This window comes from Acinetobacter sp. TG2027 (assembly GCF_000302435.1).
Taxonomy (GTDB): domain Bacteria; phylum Pseudomonadota; class Gammaproteobacteria; order Pseudomonadales; family Moraxellaceae; genus Acinetobacter; species Acinetobacter pittii.
In genome coordinates this window covers 1-25,071 of sequence record NZ_AMJN01000053.1, presented here as the reverse complement: position 1 = coordinate 25,071, position 25,071 = coordinate 1, and the positions used below count along the sequence as shown (strand labels likewise).

Sequence of the window (25,071 nt, the reverse complement as noted above, 5' to 3'; positions counted from 1 at the left end):
AATATGAATTATTCATGTTAATATTATTCAAAAATGGAATAATTTATTCTTTATTATGCTTTCACTAAAATCATTACAGTGCTTCGTTACATTGGTCAAAACTAAAAGTTTTACCCGTACTGCTGAAGAGTTGTATCTGACTCAACCCACTATTAGTAAAATATTACAGCAGCTTGAAGAGCAACTTCAGGTACAGCTGTTAGTTAAACCTGATCATGGCCGTAAAAGACAAATTGAGTTAACCGAAATTGGAGAGCGCATTTATCAACATGCAATCGAGCTTCTTCAAGTAGAACAAAACATCTTTCTTGAAATTGAAAACTACCAACAATTAAAAACAGGGACTTTAAAACTTGGCGTTCCACCCTTAGGTTCACAGCTTTTAACGACTGCCCTATTTGATTATCATCAGCAATTACCAGATATTGAATTGGCTTTTATGGAAGTGGGTTCACGTGGTATTGAACAAGCCTTACTCAATAACGAGTTAGACGTTGGCGTTTTATTGCAGCCCTTTGATACGCAAATTTTCAATAGCATTGAGCTGTGTAACTACCCTTTAATGGTTCTTTTACGTCGGGATGCGACTTGGGCAACACGCAAAAAAATAAATCTAGAAGAGCTACAACACCAATCGTTTTTAATGTTTCCTGAAAATTTCTCTTTAAACAGTATTATTCTCGATGCCTGTAAGCAGCATGGTTTTTACCCAACCATTGCTTGCCGTACCAGCCAATGGCACCTCTTGGCAGATATGGTGCTACAACGTATGGGGATTGCACTTCTCCCGCAGTATTATACCGACATGCTTGACCCTAGTTTATTTGCAGCAGTACCGCTTGAAAAACCAAATATTCAGTGGCATTTAGTCATGGCTTGGAAAAAGAATCTTCCTGTTTCACCAGCAGTACAAGCTTGGCTTAGCATTGTCCGTCAACATTTTCAGCACATTAAGCCCTAACGTTGAAATGGCTTAATTCAAAAACCGATAAAGCTTTTCCAAAAAAAAGCTACCCAATCTTGGATCAGCTCACTTAGACTAGATCCGATTGTTTTATGACATGGACAATAACAATGAATAATGAACATTTTAAGCTGTACACAGATTCACAATTTCTAAGCCCCTATGCGTTTACAGTTTTTGTAGGACTACATGAAAAGCAAATTCCATTTGAAATTGCGACCATCAACTTAGGCCAGCAAGGCCAGTTTGAAAAATCTTATGTCGCAAAGTCATTAACTGCCAAAGTGCCTGTACTTGAGCACAATCATTTTGCCTTATCAGAATCATCTGCCATTTTGGAATATCTTGAAGAGCTTTATCCAAACACATCTATTTATCCAAAAGATATTCAAGCACGCGCAAGAGCAAGACAAATTCAGGCATGGCTCCGATCAGACTTAGTTGCACTAAGAACTGAGCGTCCAACCGATGTTATTTTTTTTCAGCCCAAGTCCACTCCACTTTCCGAACAAGGCCAAAAAGCAGCAGAAAAACTTTTCTTTGTTGCAGAAAAACTTCTTGCGTCTGATGCCGAATTTCTTTTTGGTTCATGGAGCATTGTGGATGCTGAACTTGCATTAATGTTGCAACGTCTTATTCAAAATGGTGATGCTGTACCAGAGCGCCTAAAAAATTATGCATTACAGCAATGGCAACGTCCGACCGTACAAAAATGGCTTGCCTTGCGACATAAATAAATCCTTATATTTACACCAAACATGAGATAAAAAATGAGTAATTCAAACTATATTCCTCCACAAGTTTGGCAATGGACTGGAGAAAAAACCGATTTAAACCAACCTACCTCAGGTGCGCGTTACGAGCATACACTTCCAGTAGGAAAACATCCGCTCCAACTCTACTCTTTAGCAACGCCTAATGGTCAAAAAGTTACTATTTTGCTTGAAGAGCTTTTAGCGTTAGGACATAAAGATGCTGAATATGATGCATGGCTGATTAAAATCGGTGAAGGACAGCAATTTGGTAGTGGCTTTGTAGACATTAATCCCAACTCTAAAATTCCAGCATTGGTTGACCATAGCCAAAACCCGCCATTAAGAGTATTTGAATCTGGCTCAATTTTGCTTTACTTGGCTGAAAAGTTTAAAGCGTTTATTCCGACTGATATTGCTGCACGTACTGAATGCCTCAATTGGTTATTCTGGCAAATGGGCAGTGCACCTTACTTAGGTGGTGGTTTTGGACATTTTTATGCTTATGCCCCTGTTAAAATTGAATATGCGATTAACCGCTTTGCAATGGAAACAAAACGCTTACTTGATGTATTAGATCAGCATCTGGCAAAAAACGAATATTTGGCGGGTTCTGAATATAGCATCGCTGATATTGCAGCATTCCCTTGGTATGGCGGTCTTGTTAAAAACTGGGTATATAACGGCGCGGAGTTTTTAGGTGTCGATCAATATAAAAATGTTCAACGTTGGGCAGATGCGATTTTAGCGCGCCCTGCGGTACAACGTGGCCGTATGGTCAATCGTACCTTTGGTGATTTAACTACGCAGTTGCATGAACGCCATGATGCGAGTGATTTTGAGACCAAGACTCAAGATAAATTACAGAATCAGTCTTAAAAATATCATTTAGTTTTTGACTTACCCGCAAGATATTTCATTTTTGCGGGTATTCAAAGTTGGCAAAATAGCCCGTGTATAACTCACTCAGCCAAGCGACAAAAACTCGTACGCGTGGCGAGAGCTGCCGATGCTGCGGATATAATGCAGAAACTGACATCTTCGGGCTTTCCCACTCAGATAAAACCTGAACCAGTCGCCCACTTTTTAATTCATTTGCCACATGGTAGCGCGGTACTTGAATTAAGCCAGCCCCTTGTAAGGCAGATAATACATAGTTTTCAGCATCATTTACCGCGATCCAACTTTTCAAAAAATAATCTTGTTTTTTGCCATTCACCATCAATTCAAATGGATAATTCCGTCCGCCTGATGTCGAAAAGAAATTGACACAATAATGTGATAATAAATCTTCTGGTTGCTCTGGCGTTCCATGTTTATTTAAATAGTCAGGACTTGCACAAATCACTTGCGGCATATCGATCAAATGTCTAGCAATTAAAGTGGAATCATCCAAACGTCCCGCTCTCACCACGCAGTCTATGCCTTCCCTAATCAGATCAACCAAGCGGTCACCCGTACTGATTACCAGTTCAATGTCGGGATACAGTTGATGAAATTGATCGATATTGGGTAAAACAATTTTAGTCGCATGTGCGCCTGATAAATCGACACGTAATAAACCACGGGGCTGAGCAATTACATTCCGTAAAGATGATTCGGCATCATCAAGTTCCGATAATATTTGTGTGCAGCGTTCATAAAATGCCTGTCCATCTAGTGATGGTCTTACATGCCGAGTCGTCCGCTCTAATAAACGGCACTGTAAATTACTCTCTAACTCTTTAATGGCGTTACTTGCTGTAGCGCGTGGGATATTCAGCTGATCGGCTGCCTGACTAAAACTACCCAGCTCTACGATGCGGGTAAAAAGTTGCAAGGTATCAAATTTATCCATAGTGCTCGCTTTTAACCCTGTCTATTATTAATAAATATGGAATTATCTTATCCAATTCTGATGATTTATCCCATATTTCTATATTATTAAAATAAGCCATACTTAATCAAATAGGCAATCTAAAAATGAATATTTCAAGAAAAACAGCTCTGGTTACTGGCGCATCACGTGGTATTGGCCGTGCTATTGCAGAACGCTTAGCTCAAGATGGTTTTTATGTGATTGTTAACTATGCTGGCAATAAAGCGCATGCCCAAGCCACTGCAGAACATATTATTGAGCAAGGTGGTCAAGCCTTAGCTATTCAAGCGGACGTTGCAAATGAACATGAGGTGAGCCGTTTATTTCAAGAAGCAAAAGCCATTAATGGTCAAGTAGATGTGGTAGTTCATAGTGCCGGTATTATGCCTATGGCAAAAATTACACCTGAAAGCCTGCCAGATTTCGATAAAGTGATTCATACCAATTTACGTGGCTCGTTTTTAATATTGGCGCATGCTGCCGAAACAGTGCCAGATAGTGGTCGGATTATTGCACTTTCAACCAGTGTAATTGCCAAATCTTTTCCGGCATATGGTCCTTATATTGCTTCAAAAGCAGGTGTCGAAGGTTTGGTACATGTGTTAGCAAATGAGTTACGTGGACGCAATATCACTGTAAATGCCGTTGCGCCCGGCCCGATAGGCACTGACCTTTTTTATAATGGAAAAACTGAAGAGCAAGTGGCGGCGATTGCAAAACTTGCTCCATTGGAACGAATCGGGACACCTGACGAAATTGCTGGCGTAGTGGCCATGCTGGCTGGTCCAGATGGGCGCTGGGTAAACTCTCAAGTCATTCGTGTAAATGGTGGATTTGCTTAATTTTAAAAACCGTGCGGATTATTTTAATCTGTACGGTTTTTACTAAATAATAAAATTTCTTAAATCTATTTTATTTTAATAACTTTATAAGATTAACTAATACTGTTTTATATAAAATATCCACCGCTCTTATTTATCAAAATAATATATATAAATAGATATTCCTTATTTTTGCTTATATTTAAAACCGCGTAAATTGAACCTTAACAATCTGAATCAAAGATAAGGATATATTCAATGAACGCTAAATTAAATACTGAAACTCCACAAAGTTTTATCTCAAATGGTTCAAATACATCCTTTTCAGCCGAAGATATTCTTGCTAAAGCACAGCAATATGCACAAGAACGCGAACTAAATTTTAGTGGCAGTTTATCACCTGTTGACGCATGGCAGCTTGTACAACAAGGAGAAGCTGTTTTAGTTGATGTGCGTACCAATGAAGAACGTAAATTTGTGGGTTATGTCCCTGAAAGTATCCATGTTGCATGGGCAACAGGCACATCATTTAACCGTAATCCACGCTTTTTAAAAGAACTTGAATCAAAAGTTGGTAAAGACAAAACCATTCTTTTGTTATGCCGTAGTGGCAACCGTTCAGCACAAGCTGCCGAAGCCGCATTTAATGCAGGTTTTGAACACATTTATAACGTTCTTGAAGGCTTTGAAGGTGATCTAAATGAACAGCAACAGCGTAATCAGAAAAATGGCTGGCGCATCCACCAACTTCCTTGGCAACAAGACTAATACTTCAATCAATTTTCAGTGAATCAAGGAAAGCTTGTGACTCAATGGAACATTAATGCGGTTGTACAAGGTTTACAACAAGCAAGGCATGACTGGCGTCAGCAACAGCACAGAACAAAAGAATTTGGGGGCCGTGAACTTCCATCTAAAGAAGCTTTAAAGGCCATTTTAGATGACCTGTGCGGGATTTTATTTCCAATGCGTTTAGGCCCTGCCGACTTACGTCAGGAAACTGAAGATTCTTATATTGCCTATACTTTAAATCGGGTACTAACAGCTTTACATGCTCAAGTACAACTGGCTTTAAATTATGAAGCGAAACGACATTTGGAGCATTCAAGCCCAGTACAACAACCACAGGAACTTGCTCAAACTATTGTGCAGGATTTTGCCAACACTTTGCCCTCTATACGGCGCCTTTTAGACGGTGATGTGCGGGCGGCTTATGAAGGTGATCCAGCAGCACATAGTGTAGACGAAGTATTACTCTGCTATCCGGGCATATTTGCGATTATTTATCACAGAATTGCCCATCAGCTCTATGCTCAAGTGCCTTTATTGTCACGCATTATTTCGGAGTTGGCTCACTCTGCAACAGGTATTGATATTCATCCAGGTGCACAAATCGGTAAAGGATTTTTCATTGATCATGGTACGGGTGTGGTGATTGGTGAGACTTGTGTGATTGGGGAACGCGTTCGTATTTATCAGGCCGTGACCCTTGGAGCAAAACGCTTTGAAACCAATGATGATGGTGGTTTGAAAAAAGACTATATACGCCATCCAATTGTTGAAGATGATGTCGTGATTTATGCAGGCGCCACTATTTTAGGTCGTATTACGATTGGTCGAGGGTCAATTATTGGGGGGAATGTTTGGCTAACCCATAGTGTTGCTGCAGGTAGCCAGATTTTACAGTCACCGAATGAGTCTTATCAAAAAAATCATATTGCCGGTTAAAAACTATAGATGTGAGATAAATAAACAAAGAACGTGCAGATTAATAAAATGCTTATTTCTAGTTTAAATATATTTTTATTTAGAAAATAGATAACTCATTAATAAGCTCAGTATTTAAAAAATTTATAACGCGATTTTAATTTTAAAACCAGAACTAATTCTAGTTTATATGCATCCTAGAATTTTTATTTTCAAAAAGCCAATGTAATAAGGAAAAATGATTCATGGCGAAAAATACAGACAAAGCCCAACTTGCACTTGGGGACCACGCAGCGCGTCAACTGGCTAATGCGACCAAGACAGCTCCCCAACTTTCCACGATTACTCCCCGCTGGCTGACTCACTTACTTCAGTGGATTCCTGTTGAAGCAGGTATTTATCGCCTAAACCGTGTCAATAATACCGATGATATTCAGGTGGCTTGTACACAACGTGATGAAGCAACTTTACCTCAGACTTTTGTTGATTATGACCCAGAGCCACGCGAATACTTTTTAAATGGTGTATCTACTGTTTTAGATGTACATACACGCGTTGCCGACCTTTACAGCAGCCCACATGACCAAATTAAAGAACAGCTTCGCTTAACCATTGAAACCATTAAAGAACGTCAAGAAAGTGAGCTTATCAATAACCCGGAATACGGTTTACTGGCAAGTGTGACAGATGACCAACGTATTTCGACTTTAAATGGCCCACCTACTCCTGATGATCTTGATGATTTGCTACGTAAAGTCTGGAAAGAACCGGGATTTTTCCTAGCACACCCTGATGCGATTGCAGCATTTGGCCGTGAATGTACACGCCGTGGTGTACCGCCTCCAACGGTTAGTCTGTTTGGTTCGCAGTTCATTACATGGCGCGGAATTCCACTTATTCCATCAAATAAAATTCCTGTAGAAGATGGCAAAACTAAAATCTTGCTGCTTCGTGTTGGTGAAAAGCGTCAAGGGATTGTTGGTTTGTTCCAACCGGGTCTTGCGGGTGAACAGTCACCGGGGCTTTCAGTACGTTTTATGGGAATCAACCGTAACGCGATTGCGTCGTATCTAATCTCGTTATATTGCTCACTTGCAGTATTAACAGACGATGCTTTGGCAGTGTTAGATGATGTGGAGGTGGACAAATATCATGACTACCCAGTTAACTACAAGTAATCTGCAAGGTAGTCCAACGGGGCCTGAAGTGACTGGTGTTAACCCACCAGCCAACTTCCCTGATGAGTCCACCATTGCTCGACTTGCTAATGAGTTTTTTTCAGCAGTGCCAAGCTCAAGCAGTTCGACTTCTCCATCGGGCCTTAACTTGGATTTACCTGTCGGAGCACCACCGCACCCACCACAACCGGGTGAACCATTTTCTGCACTCAGTGGTCGCGCGCCCAATATCGCCTTTCAGAAAAGTCTCAATCCGGAATATCCTGAGCATATTCCAAATTTGCCCGACTACCCTGAACGCCGAATTGTAGCATCTGCGCCTGTGGTGGGTGGAGCTAATTTGCCACGCCCACCATTTGAACCACATTTGCCACAAGCTGCTCATAGTGAACCAAATGTGCCACGCATTGAACCAAACTTACCCACTGGTGCAGGTGAATCACCTTATTATTTTTTAAATGATTTCTCTGCTCCGAATGCAATAGAACCATCTGTTAAAGGGGTTGAAGATAATAATTATTCGGTTGCACAGTCTTTTCAGTTGCCACATGGTGACCAGCTCAAGTCATTACTGACGGAAGATCGTTTTGCAACGAACACACCTACCCAAAGTTCAACAAGCTCTGCATTTTATTTTTTAGACTTGCCTCAAAGTGGACAAAGTTATAGTCACTATCAACCATCACAACCCACTTTTGTAGCAAGTAGTGCTCAACCACTCGATGTATATGCCATACGTCGTGATTTCCCAATTTTACAGGAACGCGTCAACGGTCGACCTTTGGTCTGGTTTGATAATGCAGCGACCACACAAAAACCGCAACGTGTGATTGATCGGATTGCTTATTTTTATCAGCATGAAAACTCAAATATTCACCGTGCTGCACATGAGTTAGCAGCTCGTGCAACCGATGCCTATGAACATGCGCGAAATGTGGTTGCTCGATTTATTGGTGCACCCTCTTCCAAAGAGATTATCTTTGTACGAGGCACCACCGAAGGGATTAACCTGATTGCAAAAACATGGGGTGAGCAAAATATTGGTGAAGGTGATGAAATTATTGTCTCTCACTTAGAACACCATGCCAATATTGTGCCTTGGTATCAACTCACTAAAAAAACTGGAGCGAAATTACGAGTCATTCCTGTTGATGACACGGGTCAGATTATTTTAGAAGAGCTGCCAAAACTGATTAATGAGCGCACTAAACTGCTGTCAATTACTCAAGTTTCGAATGCTTTAGGAACAGTCACACCTGTTGCTGAAGTCATTAAAATTGCCCATGCCAAAGGTGTACGTGTTTTAGTTGACGGCGCGCAATCTGTTTCGCACATCCCTACCGATGTACAAGCTCTCGATGCAGACTTTTTTGTATTTTCTGGACATAAAGTATTTGGTCCAACGGGTATTGGTGTGGTCTATGCAAAACCAGAACTACTTGAAAGCATGCCTGTTTGGGAAGGCGGCGGCAACATGATTCAAGATGTGACCTTCGAACAAGTAGTTTACCAACCTGCACCCAACAAGTTTGAAGCTGGAACTGGAAATATTGCCGATGCTGTTGGCTTAGGTGCTGCACTTGAATATGTAGAAAGTCTAGGTATTCATAACATTGCTCGCTATGAACATGATCTACTCGAATATGGTCAAAATGCACTGAGTAGTGTGTCTGGTTTACGTCTGATCGGAACGGCACATCATAAAGCCAGTGTGATGTCCTTTACTTTACAAGGCTATTCAACCGAACAAGTCGGTAAAGCTTTAAATCAACATGGTATTGCCGTACGTTCTGGCCATCACTGTGCACAGCCAATTTTACGTCGTTTTGGTGTAGAACAGACCGTGCGTCCGTCTTTGGCTTTTTATAATACGACGGAAGAAATTGATTTATTGGTTTCGGTGTTACATCAACTCACGCGTAATCGACGTACGAGTTAAATTTATTAAAAAAAGACTGCTTTCGAGCGGTCTTTTTTATAATTAATTTGCCATCATTAAAATTCAATTTTTCAATGAGGAAACTATTAAAACTCAAATAGTCCTAGCACCACATTTACTCGAGCAAAAGTCGTCTGCAACCTGCGTAGCATCAAAAAGATTCTTTTTCTGTGAAACACTAGTTAAATGAAATAAGTCGACAGGTTTTGCAGATGACAATGCTTTTGCTCTTACGAAGCTTTAGACGCTTCTCAGAGCGAAACCAAAGTAAGTCCAGCCGAAGGCGACTGAAGAAATTAAAACTTTAAGCGATAATACTCTGTCGTGCTATGCAATAGTTCGCAGATGACTTTAGGTTGAGCTAAAAATTATTAGTGGTTATCACGGCGGAGTCTTACCGTTTTGTCTCCAAAGAAAGTAGCTAATTCTGTTACTTTTAAAAAAGTAACCAAAAACTTTCTCATCCACAGAACCTGTTCTCTGTTTTCATTTTTCAAAAAATATTGCAAATACATTATCTTTATAAATTATGGGCAGGCTGTGGATGAAATTTAGCACTAGCAAATGCAAGTATGGACTCCGTTGTGCTAGTCTAAAAACTTGCAGATGACTTTAACCAGAGGAAATATTAATAGATATCCAGCTTAATTAAACAATCCCCAAATCAATCTCAATGCAATTCCAATTAACAACAATCCCATCACCCTCTCAAAATAAACCCCAAACTCCAAAAATCTTTTACGTACGATAGGCTGAGCAAACAGCACACTCACCACCATAAACCAAATGGCATTAACCATACACATCCAGACCCCATAAAAAACCTGAACTTTCATTGGTGTGGTTGTACTCACAATTGTCGTAAAAATTGCCAGAAAAAAGATAGTAGCTTTTGGGTTTAACGCATTGGTAAGAAAACCCATAGTAAAAGCTTTAAATAAACTCGGCGTATCACTGTCTGCTGAGCCATTAATCTCAATATTGGTATTCGGCTGGCTACGTAAACACTGCCATCCTAAATACACTAAGTAAGCTGCTCCCGCTGTTCTGATCAGTGACATGAGCCATTCACTTTGTTGAATCAAAAAACCAATCCCAACCAAGGTATAAAAGACATGAACCGAAATCCCAACACCAATACCAATTGCGGTTAGACATCCAATCAAATAACCATAACGTACACTTTGTCTGACCGTAATCACAAAATCTGGTCCCGGTAAAATCACCGCCATAAAATGAATAAGAGCTAGCGTTAAAAACTCATGTCCATACAACTGCCACATAACAATTTAGTTTCCTGAAAATCACCTAAAAGATTGTATTGCGATTTTTTAGACGCGATAATCCAATCAAAATCCAAATAACTTTTGCCTCATGAGCACAAATCAAAGTCTGATTCTGTTAAATGAAATGGCGACTTTCGTTAAGGTTGTCGAATCGGAAAGTTTTTCTGAAACTGCCCGCCAGCTTGGTACAACACCTTCTGCTGTCAGCCGCGCGATTGCTCGTTTAGAACGTGCTTTAGGCACTCGCTTACTCTATCGGACCACACGGAAACTTCGTTTAAGTGAAAGTGGACAACAGGTTTATCAACGTTGTTTAGATATGGTGAATGCGGCACAAGCAGTCATGGAAAGTTCGGGTCAATTTCATGTTGAACCAGAAGGTATTATTCGTATGAGTGTTCCAAAAGCTGTGGGACATTTTATGATTCATCCGCATTTACCCGAATTTTTAGAACGCTACCCTAAAATTGATATACAGATGCTTTTAGAAGATCGCTATGTAGATCTCATTGATGATGGCGTCGATTTAGCACTTCGAATTACAGAGCAACCACCAGGTGGTCTTATGGGCCGAAAACTCATTGATATTGATCACTTGGTTTGTGCTACGCCTGAGTATTTGGCCAAGCATGGTATACCGAACCACCCTCATGATTTAAAGCAGCATGAATGTATCTACTTGGGTGAGCAAGCCAGTGACTCAAAATGGAAATTTCAACAAGGAAATAAATCGATCAGTGTGGCTGTGCGTGGGCGTTATGCTGCAAATCATACGGGTGTGCGTTTGAGTGCCGCATTACAACATTTAGGTATTGCGAGCTTGCCATACTTCGTTGCACGCCATGCTTTACAACAAGGTACCTTAGTTCAGGTTTTACCAGATTGGTATTTTAAAACCTATTACAGTGGTGGGCTGTGGTTACTTTACCCACCGACAAGGCATGTCCCGCCTAAATTGAGTGTGTTGATTCAATATTTGGCAGATAAACTAGCAGCAGAGCCGACTTTAAAAATCTAGTCGGCTCCTAACTCGAGCAAATCCTGTCTAGAGTCCTCTTTATTAGAATTATTCAACCAATAGATCTTTTGGATTAATCGTATCGCCATAGACTGGTTTTAACGTCTTTTCATAAGCCTGATGAATCACGCCTTCTTTTGCCAATTTCTCTAAATCTTGATTCAACCAGTCCAGCAACTCTTTATCACCTTTTTTCACTGCTGGTGCAATTAAGTCCTGCTCACCTAAATTGGTAATGCCAACAGTGTAATTTGGATTTTCCTTAGCCCACGCTAAAACCAGCAAGTTATCATGGGCAAGCGCAGCGCCACGGCCATCTTTTAAAGCATCAAAAGTTTCAGTGTTTTGCTCATACTTTTGTAGTTTAACTTCAGGATGAGTCTTGGTGAAGAATGAATCAGCCGTTGTACCCTTATTCACCAACAAAGTTTTATCTTTAAGTTGAGCAACATCGGTAATCGGATGACTTTTAGGAGAAACCACCCCCAAAGCAACTTTTAAATAAGGCTTAGCAAAATCGACTACTTCTTTACGTTCTGGTGTAACGGTAAAGTTGGCAAAAATAATATCCACTTTATTGGCTTTTAAATATTCAACACGATTAGCCGCTTCAGTTAAAACAAACTCAACTTTGTTTTCGTCACCCAGCAGATCTTTAGCGACATGCTTAGCAATCTCTACATCAAAACCCTGATTTTTACCTTGAGCATCTAAATATCCAAACGGCGGTTTATCACTAAATACACCAATTCGTACCACACCATTCTTTTTGATCTGTTCAATACTTGACGTAGTTTGTGTGGTATCGGCCGTTTTTTCAGTAGATTGAGTTCCTTTGTCACATGCAACTAAACCCAAACTCAGGAAAGATGCAGCTAAAATATGCTTCACGTTTTGAAATGTTAATGTTGTCATTATTTCACCCTATCGTTCTTGTAAAAGTCTTATTTAAAAATAGCAGCGCCTACTTTTAGGCACTGCTCTAGCGATATCGAAAATTATTGGCCTACATCTAAAAACACATTCGGATTGACCGAGTCGCCGTAAATTGGTTTCAAGGTTTCATCATAGATTTTCTTAATTTCACCGCTTGTTCTGAGCTGCTTAATTTCAGTATTGAGCCAATTCAATAGTTGGGTATTGCCCTTTTTAACCGCTGGTGCAATAAACTCTTGATCACCAATAGACTGAATACCTGCAACATAACTTGGGTTTTTCGCGGCCCATGCCAAAGCATAGGTACTATCTTGTGAAATCGCGTCACCACGACCATCTGTTAAGGCTTTAAAGGCATCCGAGTTTCTTTCAAACTTGAGTAAATTCACTTTTGGATAATGCTTGGTAAAGTAGGTATCCGAACTTGTGCCTTTATTTACAATTAAGGTCTTACCTTCTAACTGGGCAATGTCTGTAATCGGCTTAGCTTTAGGCGAGACAATCCCAAAAGCCCCTTTTAAATAAGGCTCGGCAAAATCGACAACTTCCTTACGTTCAGGGGTTACTGTAAATGTCGCGAACACCACATCGGCACGATTTGATTTTAAAAACTCCACCCGATTTGAAGCTTCAGTCACAATAAACTCAACTTTCTTTTCATCACCAAGCAAATCTTTAGTCACCCGTTTTGCTAGAGCCACATCAAAGCCCTGATTATTCCCCGCACTATCTACATAACCAAACGGCGGATCATCGGCAAAAACAGCAACGCGTAGAACCCCATTTTTTTTGACTTGTTCTAAAGAATGGTCTTCTTGAGCATTACTTGCCTGTTCAGTTGATGGTGTTTTACTACATGCAGTTAATAACACCCCAGCAACGGCAAGACTGCTTAATATTTTTATTGAATTACGTTTAAACATTCACTTCCTCATGATTCAAATAATAAAAATTTAGTACGACAAAATATTTAAGAAAGCTTTCGCTCGTTCTGTTTTCGGCTGTTCAAAAAATTCTTCTGGTGAAGCCTGTTCAATAATCTTGCCCTTATCCATAAAAATAATGCGGTCGGCAACCTTGCGTGCAAAGGACATCTCATGTGTCACAATCAACATGGTCATTCCTTCGTTCGCTAACTTAAGTACTACATCGAGCACTTCCCTAACCATTTCCGGATCAAGCGCAGCGGTAATTTCATCAAGTAAAATCACTTGAGGTTGCATGACCAGTGAACGAACAATGGCAATACGCTGTTTTTGTCCACCAGAAAGTTGTCGTGGATAATCAAGTTTTCGCTCAAAAAGCCCGACTCGCTTTAACAACTCATCTGCTACTTGTTCTGCTTCATCGCGGTGACGTTTTTGTACTTTAAGTGGCCCGAGCAAAATATTGTCGATGACGTTCATATGCCCAAATAGCTCATAGTTCTGAAAAACCATGCCAATTTTTTGACGAGCATTAGTCCAGTCCACGTCTTTACCAAGCACACCTGAGCCTTTTAAACGGATTTCACCACCCTGAATCGGTTCTAAGCCATTAATACAGCGCAATAATGTACTTTTCCCACAGCCCGATGGACCTAAAATAACAACCACCTCTCCTTGTTCTACATCCAGATCAATGCCCTGTAAAATATGACTTTGTGCAAATGATTTCTGTAATTGTTGTATCGATAACAAAGGCATAATTACTCCCAGACCTTTTCCAAATGTGCCGCCAAACGAGATAAGGGATAGCAAATCAGAAAATACAAAATAAAAATAAAGCCATAAATCCAAAGAGAAGCGCTTGGCACGGTCAACAGCGAATTTTCAATAATTTGCTGGCCAACTTTAATGACTTCAACCACACCAATCAGGACTGCTAAAGAGCTGGTTTTCACCATTCGGGTAAATAAGTTAATCGCGCCTGGTGTTACTCGTTTTAGACTTTGCGGAAAAATGACATAGACCAAGGCTTGAACATGAGTTAGTCCGAGCGCATAGGCCGAATCGCGTTGATGCTGATCAATTGAAGTAATGGCTGCACGAACCAAATCGCCCATTTCTGCCGTACCCCATAAAACAAACACAACAATGCACACCCACATTGCTGAAAACTGCCAGTTAAACCATGTCGCAAAGCCGAAATAAAACACAAACAGCAAAACTAAAATCGGAATGATTCGAATGGCTTCTAAGTACAGGCGGCACAGTGCTTTAACGACTATATTTTTTGAGGTCATAATGACGCCGAAAACTGTGCCGAAAATTGCAGAGAAAAACACCGAAATAAAAGCAATTTTTGCAGTTGCCCAAAGTCCCCACATTAAACGTTCGAGGTGACTCGCTTGAAATAGATAATCAAGTTCCATGGCTCACCTTCCGACTTCTGTACTCCAGATAGCTGGTTAAAATAGACACGGGCAATAAAATAATGAGATAGGCCATGATGAGTAAAAACAAAGCTTCTGTGGTTTTATAGTCCATGCCAATTAAGTCTTTGGTGACAAAAAGCAGTTCAACGACAGCAATTGCACTGACCACAGAACTTTCTTTAATCAAAAATAGGCAATTTGCCCCTATTGCCGGAATTGAAATAGCCAGTGCTTGAGGAAAAATGACATATCTAAAAATTTGAATCGGTTGTAGACCAATACTTTTTGCTGAGTCAATCTGCCCTTTAGCAACAGACTGCAAACCTGCTCGGAAAGCTTCAGCCATATAGCTTCCGCCTAAAAAGGTCAATCCGATCACACCACAAGCGAAACCATCGATTTTTATACCGAGTTTTGGCAAACCGTAATACAAAAAGAACAGTTGAATTAATAAAGGGGTATTTCGAGATAACTCAATATAGAACTGGGCAATTCTATTTAGCACCCGCACGCGATATGTGATTAAAATGCTGCAAATTAGCCCTACAATAATTGCCAAAATAATACTGATAATTGAAATTTTCAGCGTGGTCAAAGTTGCAGAGAAAAATTGCGGCAACACACTATGGATATACTGCCAGTTCAAGGAAAATTCCAAAAAATAATATTAAAACGTTATAAATATTTAGCTTTCGTCAGCCATTAAATATTTGTGCAAAGAGTTTATTTTTTTCCCAATTGGTCTAAAACTATTTTTATTAGATAAGCTTTTCTATAAGTTTGATAAATTCGATTTGGCAATCGAAAACCTTCAAATCAGTTGAATACAACTGCTTAAAACATATTCACTAAAACAAAGATGAATAATAAAGCCAATAAAAAATCGGACACCAACGCCCGATTTTTATAAAATGATTTTTAATCTATTGTTTATTTTCTAAGTACATCACCAATGCTTGGGTCTTTATCAAAAACCGATTTTGCATATGGGCAAAGTGGAATTACTTTTACGTCTTTTTCACGAACAAAAGCCACCAAAGCATCAAGTAATTGGCGACCTACGCCTTGTCCCCGATAATTTTCATTTACATCTGTAGCGTCAATAATCAGCATGCCTTCGCCTGCCCATGTATAAGTCATTTCACCCGCAACGGTTTCACCATCAAGTAAGCTAAAGCTGCCGTGTTTTGCATCATCTTTTTGTTGAATATTCACAATGAATTCCTCGTATTATGGCTCAAATTTATTTAAAAATGACTTTATATATCTTTATCTATAAGAACAAATTTAAGTGTAAAAAAATAGACTATTTTTAGCAGTGAGTCTGTATGCTTTTTAAATACAATCGTCAATTAAATTAGTGAAACTCTTGCACCAAGCTATTAATATGCGCCACCGCAGCGGTTCTATTTTCAACGCAAAGTTTTTCAAAAATATGCTCTAAATGCTTGTTCACTGTCCGTGGGCTAAGCTCCAAAATTTCTGCAATATCTTTATTGGTTTTTCCTAGCAATAACCAGTGCATGACTTCTGCCTCACGTTGAGTCAACTGCGGGCAATATTTTAAAATATCAGCCATTTCCAAAGCTGGCGTAGAAGTCTTAATCTGTATCAGATAATTTTTTGCCACACTTGGTTCAGTTTGCCACGGCGTAAGCAATAAAAGCTGTAATTGCTGAGATGGCGTTGAATAAGAACAGCTTGTTAATTTTTTGGGGTCTTTTTCATGTTCCAAATCTGAAAACCAAGCTTTTAAGCCTGCTTCAAAGCCCTCTAATTCAGGTAAATATTGATTCAGTAGATCATTAGCCTTTTGGGTTTTCCAAACAATTTTACCGTGAACATCTAGCGCAAGAATGGCTGTTTCCGTTGCATCAATCACCTGTTTTTGTTGTTGCAACAGTTTCGCATGTGCCAAATGTGTTTTTACCCTTGCTAATACTTCTTCAATATTCAGAGGCTTGGTTACATAGTCCACCCCGCCGACCTGAAAACCACGCACAATATGCTCTGTTTCCGACAGGCCTGTCATAAAAATGACGGGAATAAACTGTGTAATTGGACTTGCTTTAAGCTGTATGCAACTTTCAAAACCATCCATGTGTGGCATATTGCCATCGAGTAAAATCATATCTGGTAAGCATCGGTGGGCAATTTCAATTGCACTTAACCCATCAGTTGTGACAAGCACGCGATAACCGGCCTGATCCAGACTTTCATGTAGCAAGCCTAAATTTTCTGGTACATCATCCACAATCAGAATAACAGCCTGCTCGTTTGGCGAAGCTTGCTGAAAAGAAACATGTTGCGTACTCATTGCTTATCCTGAATTAATCGTTGGGCGTGTTTTAAATCAAACTTTTGAATAGCCTGTTCAAGCTGTTCCCATAACTCGTTATGCTCCGGAAAATTTTGACGGCATTGCGTTAAAGTCTGTTGAATTCCACGGATATAACCTTGTCCAATCAAATCATTTAATTGCTGCAAGCTTTGCGATAAATCGAGCAAATTATTATCTTCTGGTTGCTGGATTGGTGTATGAACAGCAGCTTGCTCCTGCTTAAACACGTTTAAATCAAGCGCTTGAACTTCATTATTTTCAAGGTGTGCTTCCGATTTAAAATCAATCCATACCAAGCCCAACTTATCTCCAATTTTACTCAGCAACAAATTAAGATCGATTGGCTTTAACATAAAGTCCTCACTTAAGACGGCATCTTGTGGATTGACTTCGCGCTCTCCTGCATTGGCCGAAATAATTAAGATCGGCACATTAGTAATATTATTCTGACGTAATAATCGCGCTGTTTCCCACCCGCCCATCAAAGGCATATTTAAATCCATCAAAATCAGGTTCGGTTGAAAAATGGGTACACGTCTTAAACAGTCAATGCCCGACTCGGCTTCTTCAATAATAAACCCCAAAGGTTTGAGAAAATTAGCGACTAAGCCTCGGTCCACCGCTTCATTATCAACAACCAAAATTCGTTTTCGTTCGCCTTGATAGCCTGTAATTTGGTTGGAGTAAACATTAGAAATTGGATGAACTACTTCTTTTGAAGGTAAGTAAAACTTAATCTTAAATTGTGAACCCTGATTGAGCTGACTACTCACAGATAACTGTCCACCGAGTAAATCGACTAACAATTTTACAATGGGTAGTCCGAGTCCTGTTCCGGTAAATCCGCCTTGAACCACATTGCTACCCCGTTCAAACGGATTAAAGATTCGCTCTAAATCGGCCTCGGCAATACCACAGCCCGTATCTCTAATTTCAAAATAAGCCGTTTGAAAACGGTACTCGACTTTCAAAGTAATTGTGCCGCTCGTCGTAAACTTTAAAGCATTGCCCAGCAAATTGATAAGCACTTGTTCTAAGCGTTTTTTGTCGGTACGGACATAGTGCGGTAGGTTCTCTCCAATTTCATAAATAAACTGTAAATTCTTCTGTTCAAACTGTGGCTGAAACATTTGAATAATCTGTTCTATAAAATTTGGAAAATGCACATCCACCACATTTAAAGAAATTTTACCTGTTTCAATTCGTGCTAAATCTAGTAAACCGTCAATTAGTGAAGTCAAATGCTGCCCACTACGGCTAATCACACCGAGCGCCATTTTGCCTTGTTCTGAAAGCTGCTCTTGTTTTTGAAGTAATTGGCTATAGCCTAAAATACTATTTAGAGGCGTTCTTAGTTCGTGACTAATACCAATGACATAACGGCTTTTTGCATCATTTGCCCGTTCTGCTGAAATTCTGGCATCTTGTAAGTCTTTTGAAGTGACTTCATGGGCAGCAATTTCATCAATCAATAATGCAGTTTGCTGATGCGTTTCGATTTCGGCATTACGACGGCTTTCATCGTTTAAGACGAGCCACCATGCAGCAACACTCATCAATAAAAATAGAATAGTGTAGATTTTGATAAACAGCGTAAATAACTGAGGAACGGCTGCTGCATTGATTGTTTCTAAATAGGTTTTTTCTTGGATATAAACCAGACTTAAACTCACTGCCAGAACAATAGACAGCCCCAGAGTCAGTAATAAATACAAACTGACCCTGCTATTTAAACGGCTAGCCCAACGTTCTGGTAAATAGTGCCAGATGGCTTTTTTGAGCTGTACTGACCAACGTGCATCGGGTTTACATAAATCGTGACAGCGTGCTTCAAGTGAACAGCATAGAGAGCAAATCGTACCGTTATAGGCTGGGCAACCCGCCATATCTGCAAGTTCATAGTCTCGTTCACACACAACACAATTTGCAACTGAAGTTGCCTGAATTTTTTCAGGCTGGCGTGCAATGTAATATTTGCCTTTGGTTAAGTAAGCAATGACAGGAACGCATAATATTGCACTCCCTAGAGCAATAAAACTCGCCAATCCTTTTGCCATGAGTCCAAAAAAGCCCAAATAACTGAGCATCGATAACACTGAAGCAATCAGTAAGGCGCCCACGCCTACGGGATTAATGTCATATAAGTAAGCACGGCGAAATTCAATTCCTTTCGGGCTTAAACCTAAAGGCTTACAGATAATTAAATCGGCAACAACGGCGCCAATCCATGCCAAAGCGATATTGCTATATAGTCCCAAAATGCGTTCAACCGCATGGCTAATGCCCATTTCCATCAAAACAATGGCAATAAAAACGTTAAAAAGTAGCCAGACAATTCGCCCCGGATGACTATGAGTCAAGCGGGCAAAAAAGTTGGACCATGCCAGTGAACCAGCGTATGCATTGGTCATATTAATTTTAATTTGCGCCAAGCAAACCAGTGCTAATGTGAGAATTAAAGCAAGCTGAGGATTTGGAATAAATTGTTGATAGGCAACCCAATACAGATAAGTCGGATTGTCTAGTTCAGAGACAGGAATAAACAGCTGAAAAGCCAGCACCATCAGCAGCATGCCCATTAGAACTTTTAGAAAACCAAAAATAATCCAGGATGGGCCACCTAAAAAAACGGCAAAACGCCATGCGGTTCTGTTTTTTTCTTGTTGGGGTAAAAAGCGTAAATAGTCGGCTTGCTCACCAATTTGGATCACAAATGAAAAAATAAGAGTGCACGCCGCACCAAAGTAATACAGATTAAAATCAGTCGAGTTTGAAACCGCCCCAACAAAATGCAGGCTACTACTTAAAATTTGTGGCTGTTTCCAAAGTACAAAAAACCACGGTAATAACAGCAATAAGAGCCAGATTGGCTGAGTGACTGCCTGAACTTTATTAATAAAACCAATGCCTTTAACCACTAAAGGCAAAATCACTAAGGCAGAAATTAAGTAACCAATAACTTGTGGGATACCTAAAGCAAGCTCAAGTGCCATCGCCATAATGGCGGCTTCAAACGCAAGTAAAATAAAGGTAAAGCTAGCATAAATTAGAGATGTAATGGTCGAGCCAATGTAGCCAAAACCTGCACCACGAGTAAGCAAATCGACGTCTACATTATATTTTGCAGCGTAGTAACTAATCGGCCAACTGGTCAAAAATATGATGGTACATACGACAATTGCTGCCCAGACTGCATTGCTAAAGCCATATTGCCAAAGCATGGTCGCCCCAATGGCTTCCATCGCTAAAAAGCTAACGGTCGAGATTGCGGTATTGGTAACAGTCCAAGGTGACCATTTTCTTACTGAGGTAGGTGCATAGCGGAGCGCATAATCTTCGATACTTTCATCTGCCACCCAAATATTATATTCACGGCGTGTTTTGATCACACGTTGTGGCGCTTGTTGGAGGCGTGAAGAATCTGGCATAACACTCATGTTTGGCATGTGGCTGCATTAAACCCAGCAATCCTTATGCCAAAAGTCATTTATCATGGCGATTTTTTCGAATACGCACATATACGCAAAATAACGTATTTTCAATTTTTCCCAAAAATCACACACTCAAAACCATCAAAAAACAATGATCAATATTTGTGTTGATTGACCGAAAATGATTGGGAGATTGATGTTATGAGTGTATCTGAACATCCAAATCTGGACACTGTGCAAGGTACAGATTCACAAAAAGCAGTGAATGAAACCTTAGAAGATTATACTTTACGTTATGCTCCACACAGCTTTCGGCGCTGGAGTCCCAAAGTTGTCGCTATTACTGCTCTTGGTGGTATTGCCTATCTTGCTGACTTTTCTATTGGCGCCAGTATTGGTATGTCTTACGGAACAACCAATGCTGTTTTCTCCATTTTATTTGCAGCGATTATTATCTTCTTAACCGGCATTCCTTTAGCCTACTACGCAGCGCGCTATAACATCGATCTTGACTTGATTACCCGTGGCGCAGGTTTCGGTTATATCGGCTCAGTCCTGACCAGTATCATTTTCGCCAGTTTTACCTTTATTTTCTTTGCCCTTGAAGGTTCAATCATGGCGCAAGGGTTATTGCTCGGTTTAGGCATTCCGCTTTGGGCAGGTTATCTCATCTCAACAGTTATGGTCATACCGCTAGTGATTTACGGTATGAAAGCCTTAAGTAAATTACAAGTCTGGACTACCCCGCTTTGGCTCGTTCTGATGATTGGTCCTGTGGCCTATCTGATTTATCAAGAACCTACCTTAGTCAGCCAGTTTGCAACTTTCACAGGTAACGAAGGTTTTGCAACTGTAGACATGGCTGCAATCATGCTGGGGGCTGGTATATGTTTATCCCTAATCATGCAAATTGGTGAGCAAATTGACTATCTACGCTTCATGCCTGCTAAAACAAAAGAAAATAGCAAAGCATGGTGGGCAGCGGTTATTTCAGCGGGTCCGGGCTGGGTAATTTTAGGGGCAATCAAACAAATTATTGGGGCATTTTTAGGGTTCTATTTACTTACTAAAATACCAGGCGTAAACAGCACTGAACCTGTTCAACAGTTTAATGCAGCGTTTCATGACATGCTTCCAGGCTGGGCAGCTTTAACACTTGCAGTGATTTTGGTGGTTATTTCTCAAATTAAAATTAATGTGACCAATGCTTACTCTGGTTCCCTTGCATGGACAAGTGCCTACACTCGTATTAGCAAACATTATCCTGGCCGTATTGTGTTTGTGATGGTGAACTTGGCAATTGCGCTTGCTTTGATGGAAGGCAACATGTTCGCGGTACTGGGTAAAATCTTAGGGTTCTATTCAAACTTTGCAATTGCTTGGGTTGTGGTTGTTGCAACAGATATTTCAATTAATAAATATGTATTAAAACTTTCACCGAAAGAGCCGGAATATCGCCGTGACATGCTATACAACGTAAACCCTGTCGGTATGGTTGCGTTCCTTGTATCAGCAGGCTTATCAATTGCAGCATTCTTCGGCTTACTCGGTAGTTTCTTGGCGCCTTACTCACCGCTTATCGCCCTTGTACTTGCCTTTGTATTAACACCAATCATGGGCTTATTAACCAAAGGAAAATACTACATTAAGTCACACGACGACGGTATTAAAGAACCACGTTACGATGCTGAAGGGACTCCTGTTGCTACCGTCTATCACTGCCGCGTATGTGAACAAGGGTACGAGCGCCCAGATATTATGTTCTCTCACAAACATAACGGTACGATCTGTTCTTTGTGTAAAACACTCGATGCTTAAATATTCTTAAAACTAAAAAAGAAGCTTTAAAGCTTCTTTTTTTTTACGCCTGATGATTTTTAGCCAATCGGGAATAAACGTTCAGGCACTACATCTTTCATCACAATGGTTGAGATGAGCCGTTGCACACTTGGAATAGCAGATAATTTTTCATCATACAAACGCTGAAAAGCAGGCAAATCTTTAGCGACCACATGTAGTAAATAGTCTGGCTCACCAAACAAACGCTGCGCTTGAATAATTTGTGGAATATCAATTACGGCATTTTCAAACTTCTCGACTGCCTGTTTATCACCTTCTTTAAGCGTAATAAAAACAATCGCTGAAAATTCAAATCCCACTAAGTTTGGGTCGAGTTCTGCCCGATAACCTTTGATAGCTCCTGACTCTTCTAAAGCCTTCACTCGTCTATGACAAGGTGAAATGCTCAAACCGACTTTTTCTGCCAACTCGGTGATAGATAATCGGCCATTTAATTGCAATTCAGCAAGAATCTTTTTATCTGTGCGATCCATTTAGAAAAATTTACCCCAAATAAGTGTGATATGAGCAAATATTTAAAAGCACATTCTAAATACATGAGCATATTATTTTCAACAAGCTCGCATAAATAGGGATTTTTTCTAAACCACGAGTGAAACCTATGGAAAATAGTTTGCCGAGATAAGCATATGGCTTTTAACATTTTTATTGCATTTTGGAGTGTCTCCATTCTTTTTATTATTACGCCAGGGGCAGACTGGGCCTATGCCATTTCGGCAGGGATTAAAGGCAAAGTCGTCGTACCCGCTGTTGCAGGCATGCTATTTGGGCACTTTATTACGATTTTATTAGTAGCAGCTGGTGTTGGTCTGCTTGTAGCAAATAATCCAACTGCTCTGATGATTCTTACTGTTGCGGGTTCTGCTTATTTGTTATGGATGGGTATAAATTTATTACTTACCCCTCCTACTCCGAACAAATCTGGTTCTGAAAAAGCTCAGTCATGGTTGAGCTGGGCAACCAAAGGCGTTTACGTGAGTGGATTAAACCCGAAAGTTTTTTTGCTCTTTTTAGCCCTGCTTCCTCAATTTATTGATACTACTGCTTCATGGTCAGTGACAACACAAATTCTTGCCTTTGGTTTTGTACACATGATTAGCTGCGCGATAATTTACTTAATGGTAGGTTATGGTTCAGAGGCTATTTTAAAAACCAGACCACAAGCAGCACAGTTAGTTGGTCGTTTTTCAGGTGGTTTGATGGTTGTTATCGCAACGTGCTTATTGATTGGGCAAATTTAAAAGTCATTCAACAAAAGTTACTGGCCTCCATTTCAAGTCAGTAACTTAAATAATAAATATAAGAAAAAATTATCTCATTCGTTTGAGGTTATAAGTCACCACTCCCCAAATAACCAGTTCTTGCCCCTCTTCAATATAAATATTCTGATAATCAGGGTTCTCTGCTTTCAGCCAAACTTTAGGTGGATGAAATTGACTATCGATCATTAAGCGCTTCACAGTGAAATCATTGTCGATGAGTGCAATCACAATATCACCTGATTTAGCGGGAATGCTACGGTCCACAATAAGCGGATCATTAATATCAATTCCAGCATCTAACATAGACAACGAATTGGCTTTAACAATAAACGTGGCATTTTCATTTCTAATTAAATATTCATTTAAATCGAGTGCTTGCTCAATATCATCTTGCGCAGGTGAAGGAAAACCTGCCGCAACACGTTCAGTTGCCAAAGGAATGTGGTAAATTTTATCGTTATTCGAGTGGACCTGTTGGACATTAAGTTTTGAGTTAAAGTCGGTCAAGTTATTGGTTTTGACATTATTCAGTAACCAATTTTTGATAAAGTTAACTTGAGACTCGGGAACACGAATGACTTTGGTGGGTTCATTGAACTGTGCTTTACGTCCGGCATTTTCTCGTGCACCGCCATGCTCGAACTCTTTTTTCTTTGGCATATTGCCTCCATTCCACTGTTCAAATCCTACACAAACAATGTAACTTGAAAAAGTTACATTTTCAAGTTGACGAAATATTTTTTTTGCATAACAATAAATCTCATGATCAGATTTTAATCCATTTTGCTTTTAACAGGGATGTTTTAACCAAAATGGCAATTTGAAGAAAATCAAAACCTATTTCGAAATAGTCGTTATCGCTGACTGTTTTTTGATTTTTATCAAATGAGATTCTGAACACTTAACATTCTGGTTAAATTCAGTTTTTGGTATGGAGACATGCGAAATGAAAAATCAACGTGATGCGGTTTTAGGTTATGCAAATGAGCAACATGCTTACTATATCCGCCTAATTGAAAATGATGCGGTTTTAGGTGAAAGCTACGGATTATTTTGTGAAAATCCAGATAGCGAAGCAGCCGAAAGTATTATGACGACACTTTTTTTGAAAAAATCTTTTTGGTTAAACGGTTCTGAATACCTTGATATTGTAAAAGGCCTACAACCTCTCCCTCAGTAAATACAGTAAGCAAGCTAAAAACAAAGGAGGCAAAAGCCTCCTTTGTTTTTAAAACATTCTGCTTAAGACGTAAAACGTCCGTAGGCATCACGTTTTTGATTACGAGAGTTTTGACCACGGCCATCATAATCATCGTCGTCATCACGGCTGCGACCACGACCTCGTCCGCCTGAGCGACCACC

25 protein-coding genes are annotated in these 25,071 nt (G+C 40.0%); 13 read left to right on the top strand and 12 right to left on the bottom strand.

Going from position 1 to position 25,071, the window contains the following annotated elements; translation table 11 throughout:
* Window positions 1–55: 55 nt before the first annotated feature.
* From B806_RS0114205 to yghU, 3 genes are all read left to right on the top strand, one after another.
* Complete coding sequence (locus B806_RS0114205) at window positions 56–961, top strand: LysR family transcriptional regulator (protein ID WP_017386123.1); 906 nt, start codon at window positions 56–58, stop codon at window positions 959–961.
* Between the two features lie 113 nt (window positions 962–1,074).
* Window positions 1,075–1,701, top strand: a complete 627-nt coding sequence (yfcF, locus tag B806_RS0114200) for a glutathione transferase (protein ID WP_017386122.1) — start codon at window positions 1,075–1,077, stop codon at window positions 1,699–1,701.
* Window positions 1,702–1,734: 33 nt separating this feature from the next.
* Window positions 1,735–2,595, top strand: a complete 861-nt coding sequence (gene yghU, locus B806_RS0114195; RefSeq protein WP_000071894.1) for a glutathione-dependent disulfide-bond oxidoreductase — start codon at window positions 1,735–1,737, stop codon at window positions 2,593–2,595.
* Between the two features lie 37 nt (window positions 2,596–2,632).
* Here the strand turns inward: yghU and B806_RS0114190 are convergent, their stop codons facing one another.
* Window positions 2,633–3,553, bottom strand: a complete 921-nt coding sequence (locus B806_RS0114190; RefSeq protein ID WP_017386121.1) for a LysR family transcriptional regulator — start codon at window positions 3,551–3,553, stop codon at window positions 2,633–2,635.
* Between the two features lie 125 nt (window positions 3,554–3,678).
* Between B806_RS0114190 and B806_RS0114185 the strand changes: the two genes are divergently transcribed.
* The 5 genes from B806_RS0114185 to B806_RS0114165 all read left to right on the top strand — a co-directional run bounded on the left by B806_RS0114185 (window position 3,679) and on the right by B806_RS0114165 (window position 9,219).
* The gene (locus tag B806_RS0114185) at window positions 3,679–4,416 is read left to right on the top strand and encodes an SDR family oxidoreductase (RefSeq protein ID WP_017386120.1); all 738 of its coding nucleotides are present in this window, start codon (window positions 3,679–3,681) and stop codon (window positions 4,414–4,416) included.
* A gap of 237 nt (window positions 4,417–4,653) precedes the next feature.
* Window positions 4,654–5,163: a rhodanese-like domain-containing protein gene (locus B806_RS0114180; protein WP_000992247.1), complete on the top strand. Its 510-nt coding sequence runs from the start codon at window positions 4,654–4,656 to the stop codon at window positions 5,161–5,163.
* Window positions 5,164–5,181: 18 nt separating this feature from the next.
* Window positions 5,182–6,123, top strand: coding sequence for a serine O-acetyltransferase EpsC (gene epsC, locus B806_RS0114175; RefSeq protein ID WP_079381050.1), 942 nt, complete (start codon window positions 5,182–5,184; stop codon window positions 6,121–6,123).
* 224 nt (window positions 6,124–6,347) lie between these two features.
* Window positions 6,348–7,280: a family 2A encapsulin nanocompartment shell protein gene (locus B806_RS0114170; protein ID WP_001107594.1), complete on the top strand. Its 933-nt coding sequence runs from the start codon at window positions 6,348–6,350 to the stop codon at window positions 7,278–7,280.
* Window positions 7,255–9,219, top strand: a complete 1,965-nt coding sequence (locus tag B806_RS0114165; RefSeq protein WP_017386118.1) for a family 2A encapsulin nanocompartment cargo protein cysteine desulfurase — start codon at window positions 7,255–7,257, stop codon at window positions 9,217–9,219. Before B806_RS0114170 ends, B806_RS0114165 begins: the two co-directional genes overlap by 26 nt.
* Window positions 9,220–9,863: 644 nt before the next feature.
* Here B806_RS0114165 and B806_RS0114160 read toward each other — a convergent pair.
* Window positions 9,864–10,502: a LysE family translocator gene (locus B806_RS0114160; protein ID WP_017386117.1), complete on the bottom strand. Its 639-nt coding sequence runs from the start codon at window positions 10,500–10,502 to the stop codon at window positions 9,864–9,866.
* Between the two features lie 91 nt (window positions 10,503–10,593).
* Here B806_RS0114160 and B806_RS0114155 point away from each other — a divergent pair, with 91 nt between their 5' ends.
* On the top strand, window positions 10,594–11,523 hold the full coding sequence (locus tag B806_RS0114155; protein WP_017386116.1) for a LysR family transcriptional regulator: 930 nt from the start codon (window positions 10,594–10,596) through the stop codon (window positions 11,521–11,523).
* Between the two features lie 48 nt (window positions 11,524–11,571).
* On the opposite strand, the gene B806_RS0114150 is transcribed toward B806_RS0114155, so the two are convergent.
* The 5 genes from B806_RS0114150 to B806_RS0114130 all read right to left on the bottom strand — a co-directional run bounded on the left by B806_RS0114150 (window position 11,572) and on the right by B806_RS0114130 (window position 15,461).
* Entirely contained in the window at window positions 11,572–12,438 is an 867-nt protein-coding gene (locus B806_RS0114150; RefSeq protein ID WP_017386115.1) for a cysteine ABC transporter substrate-binding protein, read from the bottom strand.
* 83 nt (window positions 12,439–12,521) lie between these two features.
* Window positions 12,522–13,382: a transporter substrate-binding domain-containing protein gene (locus B806_RS0114145; protein WP_000476790.1), complete on the bottom strand. Its 861-nt coding sequence runs from the start codon at window positions 13,380–13,382 to the stop codon at window positions 12,522–12,524.
* Window positions 13,383–13,412: 30 nt separating this feature from the next.
* Window positions 13,413–14,144 (bottom strand): ATP-binding cassette domain-containing protein, encoded by a 732-nt coding sequence (locus tag B806_RS0114140; RefSeq protein ID WP_001130356.1) that lies wholly within the window; start codon window positions 14,142–14,144, stop codon window positions 13,413–13,415.
* Window positions 14,145–14,146: 2 nt separating this feature from the next.
* Complete coding sequence (locus tag B806_RS0114135; RefSeq protein WP_000418065.1) at window positions 14,147–14,812, bottom strand: amino acid ABC transporter permease; 666 nt, start codon at window positions 14,810–14,812, stop codon at window positions 14,147–14,149.
* Window positions 14,802–15,461 (bottom strand): amino acid ABC transporter permease, encoded by a 660-nt coding sequence (locus tag B806_RS0114130; RefSeq protein ID WP_017386114.1) that lies wholly within the window; start codon window positions 15,459–15,461, stop codon window positions 14,802–14,804. The genes B806_RS0114135 and B806_RS0114130 overlap by 11 nt, the downstream gene beginning before the upstream one ends.
* Window positions 15,462–15,525: 64 nt before the next feature.
* Between B806_RS0114130 and B806_RS19565 the strand changes: the two genes are divergently transcribed.
* Complete coding sequence (locus B806_RS19565; protein WP_079381051.1) at window positions 15,526–15,639, top strand: hypothetical protein; 114 nt, start codon at window positions 15,526–15,528, stop codon at window positions 15,637–15,639.
* Window positions 15,640–15,745: 106 nt separating this feature from the next.
* Here B806_RS19565 and B806_RS0114125 read toward each other — a convergent pair whose 3' ends face one another.
* From B806_RS0114125 to B806_RS0114115, 3 genes are all read right to left on the bottom strand, one after another.
* Window positions 15,746–16,030, bottom strand: coding sequence for a GNAT family N-acetyltransferase (locus B806_RS0114125; RefSeq protein WP_005069864.1), 285 nt, complete (start codon window positions 16,028–16,030; stop codon window positions 15,746–15,748).
* 142 nt (window positions 16,031–16,172) lie between these two features.
* A complete protein-coding gene (locus B806_RS0114120; RefSeq protein ID WP_017386113.1) occupies window positions 16,173–17,132 on the bottom strand; it encodes a response regulator transcription factor in 960 nt (319 codons plus the stop codon).
* On the bottom strand, window positions 17,129–20,593 hold the full coding sequence (locus B806_RS0114115; RefSeq protein WP_017386112.1) for an ATP-binding protein: 3,465 nt from the start codon (window positions 20,591–20,593) through the stop codon (window positions 17,129–17,131). Before B806_RS0114115 ends, B806_RS0114120 begins: the two co-directional genes overlap by 4 nt.
* Before the next feature lie 195 nt (window positions 20,594–20,788).
* On the opposite strand from B806_RS0114115, the gene B806_RS0114110 reads away from it, so the two are divergent.
* Window positions 20,789–22,405: an allantoin permease gene (locus B806_RS0114110; RefSeq protein ID WP_002114289.1), complete on the top strand. Its 1,617-nt coding sequence runs from the start codon at window positions 20,789–20,791 to the stop codon at window positions 22,403–22,405.
* Window positions 22,406–22,464: 59 nt separating this feature from the next.
* Here B806_RS0114110 and B806_RS0114105 read toward each other — a convergent pair whose 3' ends face one another.
* The gene (locus B806_RS0114105) at window positions 22,465–22,920 is read right to left on the bottom strand and encodes an Lrp/AsnC family transcriptional regulator (RefSeq protein ID WP_000376211.1); all 456 of its coding nucleotides are present in this window, start codon (window positions 22,918–22,920) and stop codon (window positions 22,465–22,467) included.
* Between the two features lie 156 nt (window positions 22,921–23,076).
* Between B806_RS0114105 and B806_RS0114100 the strand changes: the two genes are divergently transcribed.
* Window positions 23,077–23,688 (top strand): LysE family translocator, encoded by a 612-nt coding sequence (locus tag B806_RS0114100; protein ID WP_017386111.1) that lies wholly within the window; start codon window positions 23,077–23,079, stop codon window positions 23,686–23,688.
* Window positions 23,689–23,757: 69 nt separating this feature from the next.
* On the opposite strand, the gene umuD is transcribed toward B806_RS0114100, so the two are convergent.
* A complete protein-coding gene (gene umuD, locus B806_RS0114095; RefSeq protein ID WP_017386110.1) occupies window positions 23,758–24,369 on the bottom strand; it encodes a translesion error-prone DNA polymerase V autoproteolytic subunit in 612 nt (203 codons plus the stop codon).
* A 286-nt stretch (window positions 24,370–24,655) separates the two neighbouring features.
* Here umuD and B806_RS0114090 point away from each other — a divergent pair, with 286 nt between their 5' ends.
* Window positions 24,656–24,889 carry a hypothetical protein gene (locus B806_RS0114090; RefSeq protein WP_002114518.1) on the top strand — a complete coding sequence of 78 codons (234 nt, stop codon included), beginning with the start codon at window positions 24,656–24,658 and terminating at the stop codon, window positions 24,887–24,889.
* The last annotated feature ends 182 nt before the right edge of the window (window positions 24,890–25,071 follow it).